Source organism: Niabella insulisoli (genome assembly GCF_039652435.2).
Classification (GTDB): domain Bacteria; phylum Bacteroidota; class Bacteroidia; order Chitinophagales; family Chitinophagaceae; genus Niabella; species Niabella insulamsoli.
In genome coordinates, this window is sequence record NZ_CP190246.1 from 3,889,043 (window position 1) to 3,904,947 (window position 15,905).

The following is a 15,905-nucleotide window of genomic DNA, read 5'->3' on the forward strand; positions in this document are numbered from 1 at the left end:
TAAAAACTTTATAATTTTCGAAAACCTGCTAAGTCCAACAACTGAATTTCAAATAATTGGCGGATCGCAAAATTAAATATTTGATAATATTAGCGCTATATTTTTTATTCAGGTATAAACCTCCAAATTTATAACTAATACCCGTTAGTTGATTATTTTGTCCAACAATATTATTTTTGTAGCAATTCAAATGAGCAATCTACAAGAATTCGAGGCCTTCACCGGAAAAAATGCGCCGTTTCTGTCGGGCGTGCAGGAAATCAGTTCCAAGGAGCAGCATATACCAGGCGCCATCAACTATTCCTTTAAACGTTTTGTGAGGGAAGCAGATAATAGCCCTGAAGATATTGGGCTGGTTAATTATCATTATCAGGGCGACAGCAGCGAAAATAATAGCATCAACCTCAGGTTTTGCGTTGCAGGGAATATGTATTGCGCGGCCGACAGTTGTCAAAAATGCCCTTCCGGCAATGCCAAAAACTGCGAACAAAGCACGCCGTGTTTTGATGTGGTGGCTGTTGATTTTTCTGCCCAACATCTTTCAAAATATACCAGCGGCAAAGCAGCTACCACGGGGTGCGACCTGCTTCTACGCTTCAATAAAAAACAGTCTTTTCAAAAATCGATTCCGCTTTGCTGCAAAACAAGGTCGGTGATCGAAGGCCTTGTCAATCATAAATACACGGGCAGTTTTGCCAATATTTATATGAATGCCCAACTCCAGATGCTGCTGCTTTACAGCATGGACTGGGTGGCGGAAAAAGAAGAAATTTTATCCTGCCGGTTTTTAAATAGTGATGTTGACCGGGAAAAAATTGCCTTGGCGCGTGATATCCTTATTCAGAATCTGGGCCAACCCGTGACGATAAAAGAACTCAGCCGAAAAGTGGCGATGAACGAATGTTATCTGAAAAAGGGGTTTAAGGAAATGTTCGGCACGACTATTTTTGATTTCTATCAAAACCAGCGGATGGAGCACGCCAAATATCTTTTATACGAAAAAGGAATGAATGTAACTGATGTGTCAATGATGCTTGGTTACTCGTCCATATCCCACTTCAGCACGGCCTTTAAAAAACAAACAGGGCTAAAGCCCTGTGAGTTATTGTTAAGAAACTAATATCGTTTCTTTTACTACTTTCCCTTTAATCCAACTTTGTGGCCGGAAACAGCAAAGTATAAGATATAAATATAGCAAGGCAACACGGCCACAAAATAGGCCAGTTGAAAATCGAGGCCTACAGAATCTTTCAGAAAGGCGTAAATAAGCGGCCATACGGCGCCTCCAGCGATGCCCATAATCATTATCGCCGAACCAATCTTAATAAATTTTCCCAAATGGCTGATACCCAGCGGAAAGATCGCCGGCCACATCAATGAGTTAGCCAATCCGAGTAGCGCAATAAAAACCACCGACGTGTAGCCGCTTGTCGCGTACGCAACCACCGAGAACACGATACCCAGAATGGCACAAATACGAAGCGCCTTCTGTTGCGATAAATATTTTGGAATAGTAATGATGCCCACGATATAGCCAACCAGCATGCCGGTTAGGGTAAGCGAGGTAAAATACTTGGCAATATCGGGCTTAATGCCCAATTCTTTTCCATAAACCCCGATAATATCGCCGGCCATTACTTCGGCAGCTACATAAACAAAAATGCAAAGCGCCCCTAAAAACAAATGTGGAAACTGGAATATACTTTTACGCTGCACAGCCACGCCACCGGTTTCATCCACCACATCGTCTTCAGGCTGCACCTCAGGCAGGTTTAAAAATTTAATGAAAATGGCAAATAAAGTGAAGATGATGGCGAGAACAATATAGGGCATATTTACCTGGCCCAGCACTTCATTTAGCAACTGTACTTTTTCTTCACCGGAAGCGGCATTTATTTTGGCTTCAACCTCACCGGCGTTTGCTAAAAACAAAGCGCCCATGATAAACGGTACGATCATGCCGGCGAACTTGTTACAAATTCCCGCCATGCTGATTCTTTTCGCCGCACTTTCCATAGGGCCGATAATCGACAGGTAGGGATTTACTGCTGTTTGAAGCAGCGCCAATGCTGCACCCTGCACAAATATGCCGGTTAAAAACAATCCGAAGGAATGAGACTGCGCCGCGGGAATGAAAATCAATCCGCCCAACGCCAGGATGATCAGTCCCAAAACGATTCCGTTTTTAAACCCGGTTTGTTTCAATATCCAGGAAGAAGGAATGGCTAAAAAGAAATAGGCCATATAGGAGGCGGTTGCTACCAGGAAAGCCTGCGCATCGCTCAGGCTAAACGACATTTTGAAAAAAGGAATCAGGGTTCCGTTAGCCCAGGTGATAAAACCAAAAATGAAAAACAAAGCACAAATGGTAACGAGAGGAACCACATAACTTTTTTTCGCAGCCGGTTGCAGCGTAGCATCCATAATAAAAATATTAGTTTGAAAATTAAAGTTCTAAAAGTAAAGCAAGTTTTGCGTCTTTATATCAAAAAAGCAAACGGTTGCGCAGCAATTTTACGTCAAAATCAAACATTTCTGCTCTTCTGCCCGCGAAAAGTCCGACCCTTTATTCTTTATCGGCCAGTTCGCTGATCAGTTCAGCCACAAGCGCGCTCCAGCCGGTTTGGTGATTGGCGCCCAGGCCTCTACCGGTATCGCCATGAAAATATTCAAAAAATAAAATAAGGTATTTGTTCTCCGGTTGCTTGTAAAACCAATTATAGGGCCCGTAGATCGGTCGGTCGCCGTCCGCATTTCTTTCAAAAATACTGATGACTCTTTTAGCCAGCTGGGTAGAAACATTGAAAAGGTTCATTTCGCTTCCCGAGCCTGTCGGATATTCCACCATCAGGCTGTCGTGATAAAACTTACCCAGCCTGCGGATGGATTGTATAATTATAAAGTTAATGGGAATCCATACGGGGCCACGCCAATTAGAATTGCCGCCAAACATGTCAGATGTCGAGTCGCCCGGATCGTACTGAATGGTGTGCACCTCTCCGTTAATCGTTACCGAATAGGGATGTTTTTCGTGGTATTTGGAAAGTGCGCGGATGCCACCATCTGATAAAAACTCGTTTTCGTCAAGTAATCTTTTAAGCATTGCTTTCAAACGGTCGGTCTGCACCAGGGAAAGCAGTAGTTCTTCGCCGTCGCTATGCTCCTCTTTCGGCCAGAAGCGGTTATTTTTCAGCCGGTAGTTTTTGTACCATTCGAAGCGCTTGGCAAAATCGGGCAGCTTTTCAAACACTTCCTGGCGAATGGTAGCCACAGCGTATAAAGAGGTAAGTCCAACAATCGACTGGATTCTCAACGGCTGAGGCGGCGCATCGCGCATGCAGAGTACGTCGTAGAAAAACTGGTCTTCTTCGTTCCATAACACATGCTCGTTCAACGCTTCGGCTATGAGAATAAAATGCTCAAAAAACTTGGTAGCGGTATCTTCAAAACTATTATCGACCATGGCAATTTCGAGCGCCATATCCATCATACTCAGCGCATAAACGCCCATCCAGCTCGTTCCGTCTGCCTGCTCTAATTGAATTTCGCCTTTGTCGTGAAAACTGCGGTTAAAAACGCCGATATTATCCAGTCCCAAAAAACCGCCTTCGAAAATATTATCCCCTTTAAGATCTTTCCGGTTGATCCACCAGGTGAAATTGATCAGCAGTTTATGAAACACTTTTTTAAGAAATTCGACATCGCCTTTGCCAGACATTTTTTTCTCTATTTCAAAAATCTCCATGGCAGCCCAGGCCTGCACCGGCGGATTCACATCACTAAAATTCCATTCGTAGGAAGGCAACTGTCCGTCTGGCTTCATGTACCACTCGCGCATCAACAGCAGCAACTGGTTTTTAGCGAAAACAGGATCCACTACCGCCATCGAAATACATTGAAAACTCTGATCCCAGGCCGCATACCACGGATATTCCCATTTGTCTGGCATAGAGATCACATCCTGGTTTTTCAGGTGTTTCCATTCGCTGTTTCTTCCGTGCGTACGCCGGTCCGAAAGCGGTGTAATGCCGTCTGATTTCGAAAGCCACTTTTCGATATCGTAATGGTAGTACTGTTTGCTCCATAGCAACCCGGCGAAAGCCTGGCGTTGCACTTGTGCCAGGTTGGGAGCGATGCCTTTTGGAAAAATATCCTTATAAAAATCGTCCGCTTCCTTTTTTCTTTTATCAAAAAGCGCTTCAAAATCTGCGTCGAAGGGTTCCTTGATTTGCGCTTCCGACAGGCGGCAAAAAATGGTAATCGTTTCGCCGGCTTTTACATCATAATTATAAACTGGCGAAAATTTCGTTCCCGATTTTCTTTCGCGCAGTTCTTTGCGATGTTCTTTTTTTATAATCGCATGGTGAAAAGCATCCTTTGTAAAAATACTTTGATTAGGTTGGCCGGTTACGATTTCAGTGTTTGTTTCATTATCGGTAAACAGCGTGTCGTCAGCCTGCTGATAAAAAAAATAATAGTCGCCCAGCCGCGGGTGTTGCGCAAAAATGCTGTTATCGGCGGCGGGCGAGAAGTTAGGCTTTGACTTCAGACTGCCATGCTTCGTCCAGCGGTTGTAAAACCACAGCGTAGGCAATACCGTAATGGGCGCTGTTTTATGATATCGGTTTGTGACGCTTATTTTAATACCAATATCCGTGCTGTTCGTTTTGGCGTAGGTGATGTGCACATCAAAATACTGGCTGTTGTTAAAAACATCAGTATCCAGGATTTCATACTCCGGTTCGAGCTTGGACCTTTTAGCGCTTTCCTCTTTTAATTGCTGGTATGGAAATGCTTGCTGTGGATATTTGTAGAGGTATTCCATGTAGTAATGAGACGGAACATTATCGAGATAATAGTATAACTCTTTTACATCCTCGCCATGATTGCCTTCGTAATTTCCCAGGCCAAACAGCCTTTCTTTTAATATGGCGTCTTTGCCATTCCATAAGGCGATGCCAAAACAAAGGTTTTGAAAATAATCTGAGATGCCTGCCAAACCATCTTCTCCCCAAAAATAAGAGCGGCAGTGCGCATGATCAAAAGGGAAATAACCCCAACTGTCACCGTATTCGCTATAGTCTTCGCGCACGGTGCCCCACTGGCGCTCACTTACATACGGACCCCATTTTTCGAGGGGAATTGCTTTCTTTGAATTGTCTCTAAGTCTTTTATGTTCTTCAGTCATTTAGATATCTGTTTACCGGCAAGCTCATTAGCAGTTTTAACCTTGCGCACAACATCAGTTGATACTTCCGGTAATCACAAATATATCAATTGAGCGGTATACTTATGTGTTGGAAATACACAAAAAATCAAGATACTTCTGTAGCTGTACGAATAATCTTAGAATTTGCGATAAACGCTATACAATATTTTTTTATCGTAGTCTGTAAGGCTGCCTGAAACATCGTTTTGCACATAGTGCAATTTAAAAGCCCTGATAGCAGCAGCCTGATTATTGATGTCGTAGCCCATCACGCGCAGCGCAAGCAACGCGTTAAAATCGGCGGGCGGGGTCTGCAAATTATAGGCATCATACCAATATCCAAACCCGGCATCCGCAAGTCTCTTCCAGGGGAAATGTTTGCTGGGATCGCTTTTTCGCGAAGGCGCCACATCGGAGTGCGCAATGAAATTGGCCTGTGGAATACCATATTCATCTTTTAAATAATCAAGCAATTTGATTAAAGCTGTTATTTGCGCATCCGAAAAAGGTTCAGAACCGTTGTTGTCAATTTCTATCCCCAGGCTACAGGAGTTCATGTCGGTCACGTTACCCCATTTACTATTACCCGCATGCCAGGCCCTCACGTAATCATTCAACATCTGATACACAATACCATCGCGCCCTACAACGTAGTGGGCGCTGGTTTGCGTTCTTGAAATAGAAAAAGTAAATAAGGTTTGCTCAGCAGAATTTTGCGCTGTATGATGCAGCACCACAAAGTTGGGTTTCCTCACATTGAAATTCACCGAGGCATACCATTGGGAATTCACAGCGGGGTTCTTCTTTTGAGCAGGATTTCTTGAAATCTGATTGATGATTTCGTCTATCGTTTTCTCATAACTTGGCTTTGCGTAATATTGAATACTATCGGTGATATGCCGGTAATATTCAGCAGATCGGTAAGTCAACTGGCCAGAGTTCGTCGCTGTTTTTGGAGGCGTATATACTTCTTTGGGTCGCTCAGGCCTTGCCACTTCAGGCTCCGGCTTTTCTTCCTGGCGCCGCGTAATTTGTTCGGGACGTTTAAAAACGGTCTGATTGGGTTGCGAATTGGTTTGCGGTTGCTTTTTAGCTGTATTATTTGAAGAAGGATTTCTGTTTAGTACATTTGTTTTTTTTGGCATCGTGTCGCCACATGCACATAACATCAACAAAGCCAGGGCGGGGAATGTTTTTTTAATAAACATTGCAAATACGGTTCTTTTTAATCTTTAAAATGTTCTTTATATATATCCGTTCGTATTGTGAAAATAACGAAATTCATCGTAAAACGCCGATACGGCCTTAAAATTGTGAACAGGTTAAAATAATTTAAGATTTTATTAATGCTGACTTATTTTTAAAAAAATTTGATATGGACGCACATTTTGGAATGATTGGTTTAGGAACCATGGGACGAAATTTAGTTTTAAACATTGCAGACCATGGCTTTAAAGTTTGTGGCTACGACCGAAGTGAGGAACAAAGAACGCGCCTGATGGAGGAAGGGAAGGGCAAACCCATTTCAACCGCCAGCTCTTCAGCCGAACTGATCCGCAACTTAAAAGCGCCGCGGGTAATCATGTTTTTGGTACCTGCGGGCAAAGTGGTCGATACCGTAATCGGCGAACTGCTCCCCGACCTGGAAAAAGGAGATATTTTGATCGACGGCGGCAATTCTCATTTTGTAGATACAGACCGGCGTTATACCCAGCTTCAGGAGTCGGGTATTCATTTCATCGGAATGGGCGTGTCGGGCGGCGAAGAAGGCGCGCGTTTCGGCCCGAGCATGATGCCCGGCGGTGATGAAGACAGTTACCAACTTATTGCCAATATTCTCGAATCCATTGCTGCAAAAGCCGACGGCGAACCCTGCGTCGCCTTCGTGGGAAACGGCGCTGCCGGCCATTATGTAAAAATGGTTCACAACGGAATTGAATATGCGATCATGCAAATGATCAGCGAAGTTTATGGCGTGCTTAAAAATGAAGGCCTGAGCAATGCTGAATTGCATGAATTATTTGCTGATTGGAATGAAGGAGAATTGCAATCCTTTTTGATAGAAATTACGGCAGAAATTTTTAGAACCAAAGATGTCGACACAGGAAAAGACCTGATAGACCTGATCCTGGATAAAGCGAAGCAGAAGGGCACGGGATTGTGGACTTCTCAAAGCGCGCTGGAGCTTAGTGTTCCCATACCCACCATCGACACTTCGGTAAGCATGCGCTATTTATCGGCCTTAAAAGAGGAGCGCACCCAGCTTTCGGAATTTTATGTTCATCAAAATAAAAAAACCGAAAACGACACCGAACTCCTCAAAAAGCATTGCAGGGATGCGCTGTACTTTGGCTTTATGATGGCCTATGGCCAGGGGCTTGAATTATTGGAAACGGCTTCAAAAAATTACAATTACAATATCCACCTTCCGACGGTTATCAAAATCTGGCGGGCGGGCTGTATCATCCGTTCGCTGCTGCTGAACGATTTATATGACGCATTTGTACAACAGCCTGAACTGAAAAACATCATCGGGTCCTCGGTATTCATTCCTACATTGAAGGAAAAGAGAAACGGGCTGGTCAACTTACTGAAAGTAGCCATGGATGCGGGCGTACCGGCGTTAACCTTTGCCACCACGCTGGGTTATTTTGATGCTTATACGCAAGAACGCCTGTCGGCTAATCTCATCCAGGCGCAACGCGATTTCTTTGGTGCCCACACTTACGAACGCATTGACAAGGAAGGCAATTTTCATACGGATTGGGGAGCGAAAAAATAGAACCCGACGATCTGTTCATCAGCGTATAGATGAGCTATCGGCTTAACCCATGACCCAAATATTTTACTATGAACTTCAAACATACTCCTGCAAATATTGTGATCTTTGGCGGTGGCGGCGATTTATCGTGGCGCAAACTGGTGCCGGCTTTTTATAATCTTTTTATCAACGGCTACCTGCCCGATCAATTCACCATTTTCAGTATCGACTTTCAAAATCTTACCGAAGCCGCTTACAAGAAACATATTCTGCAAGGCATCAACCTTTTTTCAAGAAGTGGAAAAGCTAAGGCCGCCGACTGGAAAAACTTCTCGAAGCACTTACGTTTTATACAGGGGGACTTCACGTCCGACGCGCTTTATCTGCAGTTGATTCAAACATTAGACAGCAACGACAAAGCATTTAATACGCGCGCCACAAGGCTATTTTACTATTCTGTAGCTCCGCGGTTTATTGAAACCATTTCAACTAACATCTCCAAACACAATATCGCCAATAATCGCAAGCAGGACAGGATCATTGTAGAAAAACCTTTCGGCACCGACCTGGCTTCGGCGCAACAACTTAACAAGCTACTTCGCAGCCATTTTTATGAAGACCAGATTTATCGCATCGATCACTACCTGGGCAAAGAAGTCGTTCAGAACATTTTAGCATTTCGCTTTGCCAACTACATTTTTGAACCGCTGTGGAGTAACAAATTTATCGATCAGATTCAAATATCCGTGGCCGAATCGGTAAGCGTGGGCACGCGTGGCGGCTATTATGATAAAAGCGGCGCATTGAGAGATATGGTCCAAAACCATTTGTTGCAACTTTTATCGCTGGTGACTATGGACTGCCCCAAGAATTACGATGCTGAAGAAATAAGAAAAGCAAAAGTAAAAGTGCTCAAAAAGGTACGCCGCTTCAATGCTATTTCGGTGGCGCAAAACGTGGTGAAAGCACAGTATGTGGCAGGCGAGATCGATGGAAAACCGCAGGCAGCTTACAGAGATGAGCCCGACGTCGCTAAAAATTCTCAAACAGAAACCTACGTTGCTTTAAAACTTTTTATCGACAACAACAGATGGAAAGGCGTACCATTTTATTTAAGGACCGGCAAATGCATGGCTAAAAAATCGTCAGAAATAATTATACAATTTAAAGATGGGCCGCATAAAATATTCAAAGATGATATCGAACCAAACCGCCTGGTCATCAGCATTCAGCCGGAGCGCGAAATCAGCTTGTTGTTTGAAGGAAAAATACCCGGCCTGGAAATGAAGTTAAGGCCATTGGAAATGGATTTCACCTATCAGGGTTCATTTGAAGAAGAAACGCCGGAAGCCTACGAAACCTTATTGCTTGATGCGCTCGAAGGCGATGCCACTCTCTTCATCCGCGGCGATCAGGTAGAAACCGCCTGGAGCATTGTAATGCCGATTCTTGACGAATGGGCAAAAGGTAAAAACAGTATGAAAAAATACAAAGCGGGTTCGTGGGGGCCCAAAGCCGCCGAAGGCTTGTTTACTCAAAGCGCTTACAAGTGGCTAAGCCTTCCGGAAAACAAAAAACCAACAGTCATTATAAAATCAACAAAATAAATGCAGCAAATTAAATTGATTTGGGAAAATGCTGAGGCATTAAGCCTTGCGGCCGCCCATTACTTTGTAGAAAGGTGTAATCAGCATATTGCAGATAAGGGTTTATTCTCTGTATCACTTTCTGGTGGAAGCACTCCTAAAAGATTATATGAGCTTTTGGCAACGCCAGCGTTTTCCAGAAATATAGATTGGAAAAAAGTGCAGTTGTTTTGGGGCGACGAAAGATTTGTGCCGCACACCCACGACGATAGCAATTACCGCATGGTTAAAGAAGCTTTGTTAGACCATGTCAAAATACCACGCAAACATGTTTTCGCGATGCCCACAAAAGGAACCGCAATAGATTGCGCCGCTCAATATGAGCAGACGATGAAAGATGCGCTGGGAAGAAAAATGCAAATAGACCTGACGCTGCTCGGCATGGGTGACGATGGCCATACTTCCTCTTTATTCCCCGGAACCGATGTATTGCAGGAACAAAAAAAATTCATCAAAGAAGTTTGGGTGGAAAGCAAACAAACCTATCGGCTTAGCTCCACTTACCGGCTTATCAATAATAGCGGCGAAGCGATGTTTTTGGTGGCGGGCGCAGCCAAAGCTCCGGTGGTAAAACACATCTTTTCGAAACAGGCGAAAAACAAATATCCGGTTCAAAACGTAGCGCTAAAAAAAGGCAATGCCGTTTGGATGCTCGATGAAGCCGCCATGGGCAAATAATAAAAAAGGCATTGCGATGGAGTTTTTATCGCAATGCCTTTCACTATTTTTTATACTGATCAGGACACCAGCTTATGGATGGCCTGGTGAATTTTTTCAAACTGAAACGCACTTACTGCGTTATCCATCATCGCTTTTATTTCTGCCGTGCAAAGGTTTTGAATAGATCCTTCATGTGGGTTTTCGATAGCCGCTTGCTGGGGAACCTTATACGAGCCGTCTTCCACCGATCGACCCACCTGTATATAAGCGTCCCTAAAAGGAATGCCTTGCAATACCAGTTGGTTCACCAGGTCTACGGTGAACAAATATTTATATTTTTCATCCGTCAAAATATCTTTCTTAATATCAATATTCGACAGCATCAGCCCCGCCATTTCGATGCAATCTTTTAATGTTTTAAAGGCCGGGAATAAATGCTCTTTCAGCAATTGCAAATCGCGATGATAGCCCGACGGCAAATTGGTGGTCATCATCGAAAGCTCGTTGGGCAAGGCTTTAATCCGGTTACAATGCGAACGGATCAACTCAAATACATCCGGATTTTTTTTGTGAGGCATAATGCTGCTGCCGGTGGTGAGTTCTGCGGGAAAACTAACAAACCCGAAATTCTGGTTCAAATACAGACACGCATCCATGCTAAGCTTCGCCAGCGTATCGGCGATATTAGCCAGAGCCTGCGCCACAATCCGTTCTGCTTTTCCGCGGCCCATTTGTGCATATACTACGTTGTAGTTGAGATCAGCAAACCCGAGTAAGTCGGTAGTCATTTTTCTTTTAATAGGAAAGGAAGATCCATAACCAGCGGCTGAGCCTAAGGGATTTTTATTCACCACATCAAAGGCTGCTTTCAGTGTTATAACATCATCTACCAGACTTTCCGCATAAGCGCCAAACCACAAGCCGAAAGAGGACGGCATGGCTAATTGCAAATGCGTGTAACCCGGGTAAAAATGATCTTTGAATTGTTCGCTTTGAGCCTGAAGCAATTCAAAAAAAGGAAGGATGGCCGCCACCAATTGTTCCATCTCATGTCTTAAAAATAATTTGATATCCACCAACACCTGGTCATTGCGGCTGCGGGCGCTGTGAATTTTTTTTCCGGCGTCGCCGAGCTTTTGCGTCAACAATAGTTCCACTTGAGAATGAATATCCTCTACATCATCCTGCAATTTAAGCTCACCTTTTTCAATTTGCTTATAGATGGCTTTCAACGCAACCTGCAGGTCACTCAGCTCCTCTTTTTCGAGCAGCCCCACAGATTGGAGCATTTCAATATGCGCCAGTGAACCCAACACATCAAAAGGAGCCAGGTACAAATCCATCTCACGGTCTTTGCCCACTGTAAAAGTTTCTACTTCCTTCAAGGCCGTCTTATCTTTTTGCCAGAGTTTCATGTTTATACTTTGTTTTTTTAAGATGACACAACCAGTCGTCTACATTATTTTTTTCAAAATTTCGATATAGTCTTTGATACCGTTTTCTATTTCTTCGAGATAGATAAATTCATCTGCCGTATGGCTGCGGGCGCTGTCGCCCGGGCCCATTTTCAAAGCAGGAAACGGCATAAGCGCTTTATCTGAAGTCGTGGGCGACCCATACATCGTTTTACCCATTTTTAAACCGGCCTGAATAATCGGGTGCTCTACTTCAATGGAAGTAGAGCGCAGCCTTGTGGAGCGCGGTGCGATCTCGCTTTGAATATGCTTTTGTATTTCCGCTATGACTTCTTCAAAAGAATACAGCTCGTTCACGCGTACATCAACGACATATTTACAAACCGCCGGAACAACGTTGTGAGCTTTATTTTCAGTTTCAATCACCGTCACCGACATTTTGTTGGCGCCCAGCAGGGGCGACACTTTAGCAAACTGGTAACGATGAAACCAGTCAATATCTTTTAATGCTTTGATAATGGCGTTTTCACCTTCGTTGCGGGCGGCGTGGCCCGCCTTTCCGTGAGCAGTAGCGTCTAAAACCATCAGGCCGCGCTCGGCAACGGCCATTTGCATTAAGGTCGGTTCGCCAACGATCGCAAAATCGATCGGCGGCAAAATTTTCACGACCGCCTCAATCCCGTTATAGCCCGATATTTCTTCCTCAGCGCTGGCGACCAGCATGATATTATATTTCAAATTGGGCCGGTCAAAAAAATATACAAAGGTTGCCAGCAACGAAACCAGGCAACCGCCCGCATCGTTGCTGCCCAGGCCGTAAAGCTTTCCTTCTTTTTCAACCGCTTCGAAAGGATTTAGTGTGTAATTGGGATTAGGCTTTACGGTGTCGTGGTGTGAGTTGAGCAATACCGTGGGTTTTCCTGCATCGAAGAGTTTATTCTTTGCAATCACATTATAACCCGATAATTCGGCTTCGACACCCTGTTCTTTTAAATAAGAAAGGATCAACTGAGCCGTTTGCTCCTCGCTCCTGCTGAAGCTGGGCGTTTCTATCAATTGCTTTAAGAGGCGTACGGCCTGGTCATATAATGCATTTTCACTTTTCATCGGCAGTAATTAAAGTTCCTTCGGTCGCTTCTGTTGTATTTTTTAGAAGGTCATCGGCGTGGCCGATCAGCACTTCTTTAACGCCGGCATCAATTGCAGCAAAAGCGTTATCTATTTTAGGTAAAATGCCTTCAAACAAACGCTTCTCATCCAACAATTGCTGATAGCGCGTTTTATTGATATTCCTGATTACGGAGCCATCATCATTTACATCTTCCAAAACTCCTTTCTTTTCGAAACAATAAATCAGCCTCACCTTATAAAATGAAGACAAGCTAACCGCCAGCGTAGACGCAATGGTGTCGGCGTTGGTGTTTAATATATGCCCTGCGCTATCGTGGGTCAGCGGCGCAAAAACAGGCGTTAAGCCTGCTTCGAGTAATAGCTGAACATTATCAGCATTTAATTTTGTGGTGTCAATATCGCCCACCCAGCCAAAATCCACTGTTTCACCATTAATCGTTTTTAGCGGCCTTTTTGTAGCTGGAATGATATTGGCGTCGGCGCCTGTAAGCCCTATCGCGTTACAACCGAGCGCCTGCAAACCGGCGACTACCTTTTTATTGACCAGGCCACCGTAAACCATAGTCACGATATCAATGGTTTCACTATCCGTTATACGCCGGCCGTTAATGTATTGGGACGCTACGCCTAACTTTTCGCCTACCTGCGTAGCAATTTTTCCCCCACCATGAACCAAAATTTTATGTCCACGGATGGCAGCAAACTGCGCTAAAAATAATTGTAAAGATTCGGGGTTATCGATAACATTACCTCCGATTTTAATAACAAAAAGATCATCCATGATTAAGCTTTCAGTAGTTCTGACAAAACCGCCTGAGCCGCCCAAACCCGGTTACCGGCTTCTTGCGTCACAATGCTATGGGCGCTATCTAAAACTTCATCGCTCAACTCCACGTTGCGCCGCACCGGAAGGCAATGCATGACTTTTGCGTTGTTAGTAAGCTTTAGCTTGTCGGCGGTCAACATCCATTCGGGCTCATTACTATAGATTTTCCCGTAGTCGTTATAAGTGCTCCAATTTTTTACGTACACGTAATCTGCATCTTTCAATGCTTCATCCTGGTCATAAATAATCGGCGCGTCGCCGGTAAATTTTTTATCCAATTCGTAATCTTCCGGATGCGTCACGACAAAATCAGCTTCGCCCCAGGCATTCATCCATTGCGCAAAACTATTGGCAACGCATTGAGGCAGCGGTTTAACATGTGGCGCCCAGCTCAATACCACCTTAGGTTTGCGCTGCTCCTTAAACGTTTCTTTTATCGTAATCACATCTGTAAGGCTTTGCAGCGGGTGAAGGGTAGCGCTTTCCAGGCTCACCACCGGTAGGCCCGAGTATTTAATAAACTGTTGAATATACAGTTCACTATAGTCGTCTTCTTTATTGACCAGCGACGGAAAAGTGCGGATCGCAAGGATGTCGAAATATTTGCCGAATATCGGAGCCGCATCTTTCACATGCTCGACAGTTTTGCCGCTCATGATCGCTTCTTCTTCAAACTCGAGTTGCCAGCCTTCGCTGCCCACATTAAAGATAATCGCTTCCATACCGAGGTTCTGGGCTGCGATTTGGGTGCTCAGGCGCGTGCGCATGCTGGGGTTTAAAAATAAGCAGCCGATACGCTTTCCCGATCCGAGCGCACTGTCTGAGAGCGGATCATTCTTATATTGTAAAGCTTTTGCTGCAAGCGCGTTAATATCCGTTACATCTGCTGCGCTGATAAAAGTGTTACCCTTTAATAATGCCATTTGATACGTATATGATTTTATAAAAATGGTTCGTGCCTTCACGAACCAAAATTGTTTATAAGGAGCTGAAGAAAAATAAAGCGGCGGCGCTTCGTGTGCTGCGCAAAATATTTTTACTCTGCAACTAAATTGAATGCTGCGATCTCTTCTTTTATGGCTTCCGAAAAATGCTCGGCATCCTTTTTCTTTAACGCCAGCGATGGCAGCAACCTGATTACATTGGGCTTAGCCTCGCCGGTAAAAATTTTCTGGTTCACCAACAGGTTCTTTTTTAGAGAAGCCAATTCTTCCGGAACGTCGAAACCGATCATCAGGCCGCGGCCGCGCACGTTTTTCAATTCTGGAATACTGTTGAGCTCGTCGCGCAAATATTTACCAATCATCACCGCATTTCCCATCAGCTTTTCTTCTTTCATTGTTTCCAGCACGGCTAATGCTGCGGCGCATGCCAGGTGGTTGCCTCCGAAAGTAGTGCCCAATTGGTAGTGCCTGGGTTTGATATGCGGCGCGATAATAATGCCACCAATCGGAAAGCCGTTGCCCATACCTTTGGCCATCGAATAAATATCGGCGTTGACGCCGGCAAAATCGTGACTGAAAAACTTCCCGCTTCTTCCATAGCCACATTGCACGGCATCTGCGATATAAACGGCGCCATATTGATCACAAAGCGACCGGATCAGTTTTAAAAACGATTCGCTGGCCACGTTGATTCCTCCAACACCCTGAATACCTTCTATAATAACGGCCGCGATTTCTTTTCCGTGCTTATCAAAATGAGCTGCTAATGCCGCTTCGTCGTTGAAAGGAAGAAAGTCAACGTTATCGGTTTCGTTGACCGGCGCTGTGTAATTTTTATTATCGGTCGCGGCCACCGCCAGCGATGTACGCCCGTGAAAAGCTTTGGAAAAGGCAACAATCTTCTTTCTGCCGGTATGGAACGACGCCATTTTTAAAGCGTTTTCATTGGCTTCAGCCCCCGAATTGCAGAGAAAAAGGCTATAATCTGCTTTGCCCGACACTTCGCCCAGTTTTTTGGCCAGCTCGGCCTGAAGCGGGTTTTGAATTGAATTGGAGTAAAAAGCAATTTTTGAAAGCTGCTCTTCAATACGCTGCACCCAATGAGGATGAGAGTGGCCGATACTGATTACGGCATGTCCGCCATAAAGATCGAGATACTGGTTGCCATCGCTGTCCCAAACATAAGACCCCTTCGCTTTGGTTATTGTAATATCGTTTAGTGGGTAAACATCAAATAAATCCATCAGTGTGTTTTTACAGCATTGACTGCCTCGGTAAAATAAAATTGCCCGTGTGTACGCGGGCAACGAAAT

General features: G+C 44.5%; 12 protein-coding genes. 4 read left to right on the forward strand and 8 right to left on the reverse strand.

The window, feature by feature from the left end; genetic code table 11:
- The first annotated feature begins 190 nt into the window (after window positions 1–190).
- Window positions 191–1,120, forward strand: coding sequence for an AraC family transcriptional regulator (locus ABDK00_RS16400; protein ID WP_346236252.1), 930 nt, complete (start codon window positions 191–193; stop codon window positions 1,118–1,120).
- A 14-nt stretch (window positions 1,121–1,134) separates the two neighbouring features.
- Here the strand turns inward: ABDK00_RS16400 and ABDK00_RS16405 are convergent, their stop codons facing one another.
- The 3 genes from ABDK00_RS16405 to ABDK00_RS16415 all read right to left on the reverse strand — a co-directional run bounded on the left by ABDK00_RS16405 (window position 1,135) and on the right by ABDK00_RS16415 (window position 6,417).
- Window positions 1,135–2,424 carry a sugar MFS transporter gene (locus tag ABDK00_RS16405; RefSeq protein WP_346236251.1) on the reverse strand — a complete coding sequence of 430 codons (1,290 nt, stop codon included), beginning with the start codon at window positions 2,422–2,424 and terminating at the stop codon, window positions 1,135–1,137.
- A gap of 142 nt (window positions 2,425–2,566) precedes the next feature.
- Entirely contained in the window at window positions 2,567–5,188 is a 2,622-nt protein-coding gene (locus ABDK00_RS16410) for an MGH1-like glycoside hydrolase domain-containing protein (RefSeq protein ID WP_346236250.1), read from the reverse strand.
- A gap of 158 nt (window positions 5,189–5,346) precedes the next feature.
- A complete protein-coding gene (locus tag ABDK00_RS16415) occupies window positions 5,347–6,417 on the reverse strand; it encodes an N-acetylmuramoyl-L-alanine amidase (RefSeq protein WP_346236249.1) in 1,071 nt (356 codons plus the stop codon).
- 167 nt (window positions 6,418–6,584) lie between these two features.
- Here ABDK00_RS16415 and gndA point away from each other — a divergent pair, with 167 nt between their 5' ends.
- The 3 genes from gndA to pgl all read left to right on the forward strand — a co-directional run bounded on the left by gndA (window position 6,585) and on the right by pgl (window position 10,294).
- Window positions 6,585–7,991, forward strand: coding sequence for an NADP-dependent phosphogluconate dehydrogenase (gene gndA / locus ABDK00_RS16420; RefSeq protein ID WP_346236248.1), 1,407 nt, complete (start codon window positions 6,585–6,587; stop codon window positions 7,989–7,991).
- A gap of 68 nt (window positions 7,992–8,059) precedes the next feature.
- Window positions 8,060–9,577: a glucose-6-phosphate dehydrogenase gene (gene zwf / locus ABDK00_RS16425; protein WP_346236247.1), complete on the forward strand. Its 1,518-nt coding sequence runs from the start codon at window positions 8,060–8,062 to the stop codon at window positions 9,575–9,577.
- Window positions 9,578–10,294: a 6-phosphogluconolactonase gene (pgl, locus tag ABDK00_RS16430; protein ID WP_346236246.1), complete on the forward strand. Its 717-nt coding sequence runs from the start codon at window positions 9,578–9,580 to the stop codon at window positions 10,292–10,294.
- Window positions 10,295–10,353: 59 nt separating this feature from the next.
- Here pgl and argH read toward each other — a convergent pair whose 3' ends face one another.
- The 5 genes from argH to ABDK00_RS16455 all read right to left on the reverse strand — a co-directional run bounded on the left by argH (window position 10,354) and on the right by ABDK00_RS16455 (window position 15,836).
- Window positions 10,354–11,691, reverse strand: a complete 1,338-nt coding sequence (gene argH, locus ABDK00_RS16435; RefSeq protein WP_346236245.1) for an argininosuccinate lyase — start codon at window positions 11,689–11,691, stop codon at window positions 10,354–10,356.
- A gap of 39 nt (window positions 11,692–11,730) precedes the next feature.
- On the reverse strand, window positions 11,731–12,798 hold the full coding sequence (locus ABDK00_RS16440; RefSeq protein WP_346236244.1) for a M20 family metallo-hydrolase: 1,068 nt from the start codon (window positions 12,796–12,798) through the stop codon (window positions 11,731–11,733).
- On the reverse strand, window positions 12,788–13,603 hold the full coding sequence (gene argB, locus ABDK00_RS16445) for an acetylglutamate kinase (protein ID WP_346236243.1): 816 nt from the start codon (window positions 13,601–13,603) through the stop codon (window positions 12,788–12,790). Before argB ends, ABDK00_RS16440 begins: the two co-directional genes overlap by 11 nt.
- 2 nt (window positions 13,604–13,605) lie before the next feature.
- Window positions 13,606–14,571, reverse strand: a complete 966-nt coding sequence (locus tag ABDK00_RS16450; RefSeq protein WP_346236242.1) for an acetylornithine carbamoyltransferase — start codon at window positions 14,569–14,571, stop codon at window positions 13,606–13,608.
- Between the two features lie 113 nt (window positions 14,572–14,684).
- Entirely contained in the window at window positions 14,685–15,836 is a 1,152-nt protein-coding gene (locus tag ABDK00_RS16455) for an aspartate aminotransferase family protein (RefSeq protein ID WP_346236241.1), read from the reverse strand.
- Between the last annotated feature and the right edge of the window lie 69 nt (window positions 15,837–15,905).

Bases quoted from the DNA above. Each gene is read 5' to 3' on its own strand.
- argB (WP_346236243.1), bottom strand. From the start codon at position 13,603: ATGGATGATCTTTTTGTTATTAAAATCGGAGGTAATGTTATCGATAAC.
- argH (WP_346236245.1), bottom strand. From the start codon at position 11,691: ATGAAACTCTGGCAAAAAGATAAGACGGCCTTGAAGGAAGTAGAAACT.
- zwf (WP_346236247.1), top strand. From the start codon at position 8,060: ATGAACTTCAAACATACTCCTGCAAATATTGTGATCTTTGGCGGTGGC.
- pgl (WP_346236246.1), top strand. From the start codon at position 9,578: ATGCAGCAAATTAAATTGATTTGGGAAAATGCTGAGGCATTAAGCCTT.
- ABDK00_RS16405 (WP_346236251.1), bottom strand. From the start codon at position 2,424: ATGGATGCTACGCTGCAACCGGCTGCGAAAAAAAGTTATGTGGTTCCT.
- ABDK00_RS16440 (WP_346236244.1), bottom strand. From the start codon at position 12,798: ATGAAAAGTGAAAATGCATTATATGACCAGGCCGTACGCCTCTTAAAG.
- ABDK00_RS16400 (WP_346236252.1), top strand. From the start codon at position 191: ATGAGCAATCTACAAGAATTCGAGGCCTTCACCGGAAAAAATGCGCCG.
- ABDK00_RS16410 (WP_346236250.1), bottom strand. From the start codon at position 5,188: ATGACTGAAGAACATAAAAGACTTAGAGACAATTCAAAGAAAGCAATT.
- gndA (WP_346236248.1), top strand. From the start codon at position 6,585: ATGGACGCACATTTTGGAATGATTGGTTTAGGAACCATGGGACGAAAT.
- ABDK00_RS16450 (WP_346236242.1), bottom strand. From the start codon at position 14,571: ATGGCATTATTAAAGGGTAACACTTTTATCAGCGCAGCAGATGTAACG.
- ABDK00_RS16455 (WP_346236241.1), bottom strand. From the start codon at position 15,836: ATGGATTTATTTGATGTTTACCCACTAAACGATATTACAATAACCAAA.
- ABDK00_RS16415 (WP_346236249.1), bottom strand. From the start codon at position 6,417: ATGTTTATTAAAAAAACATTCCCCGCCCTGGCTTTGTTGATGTTATGT.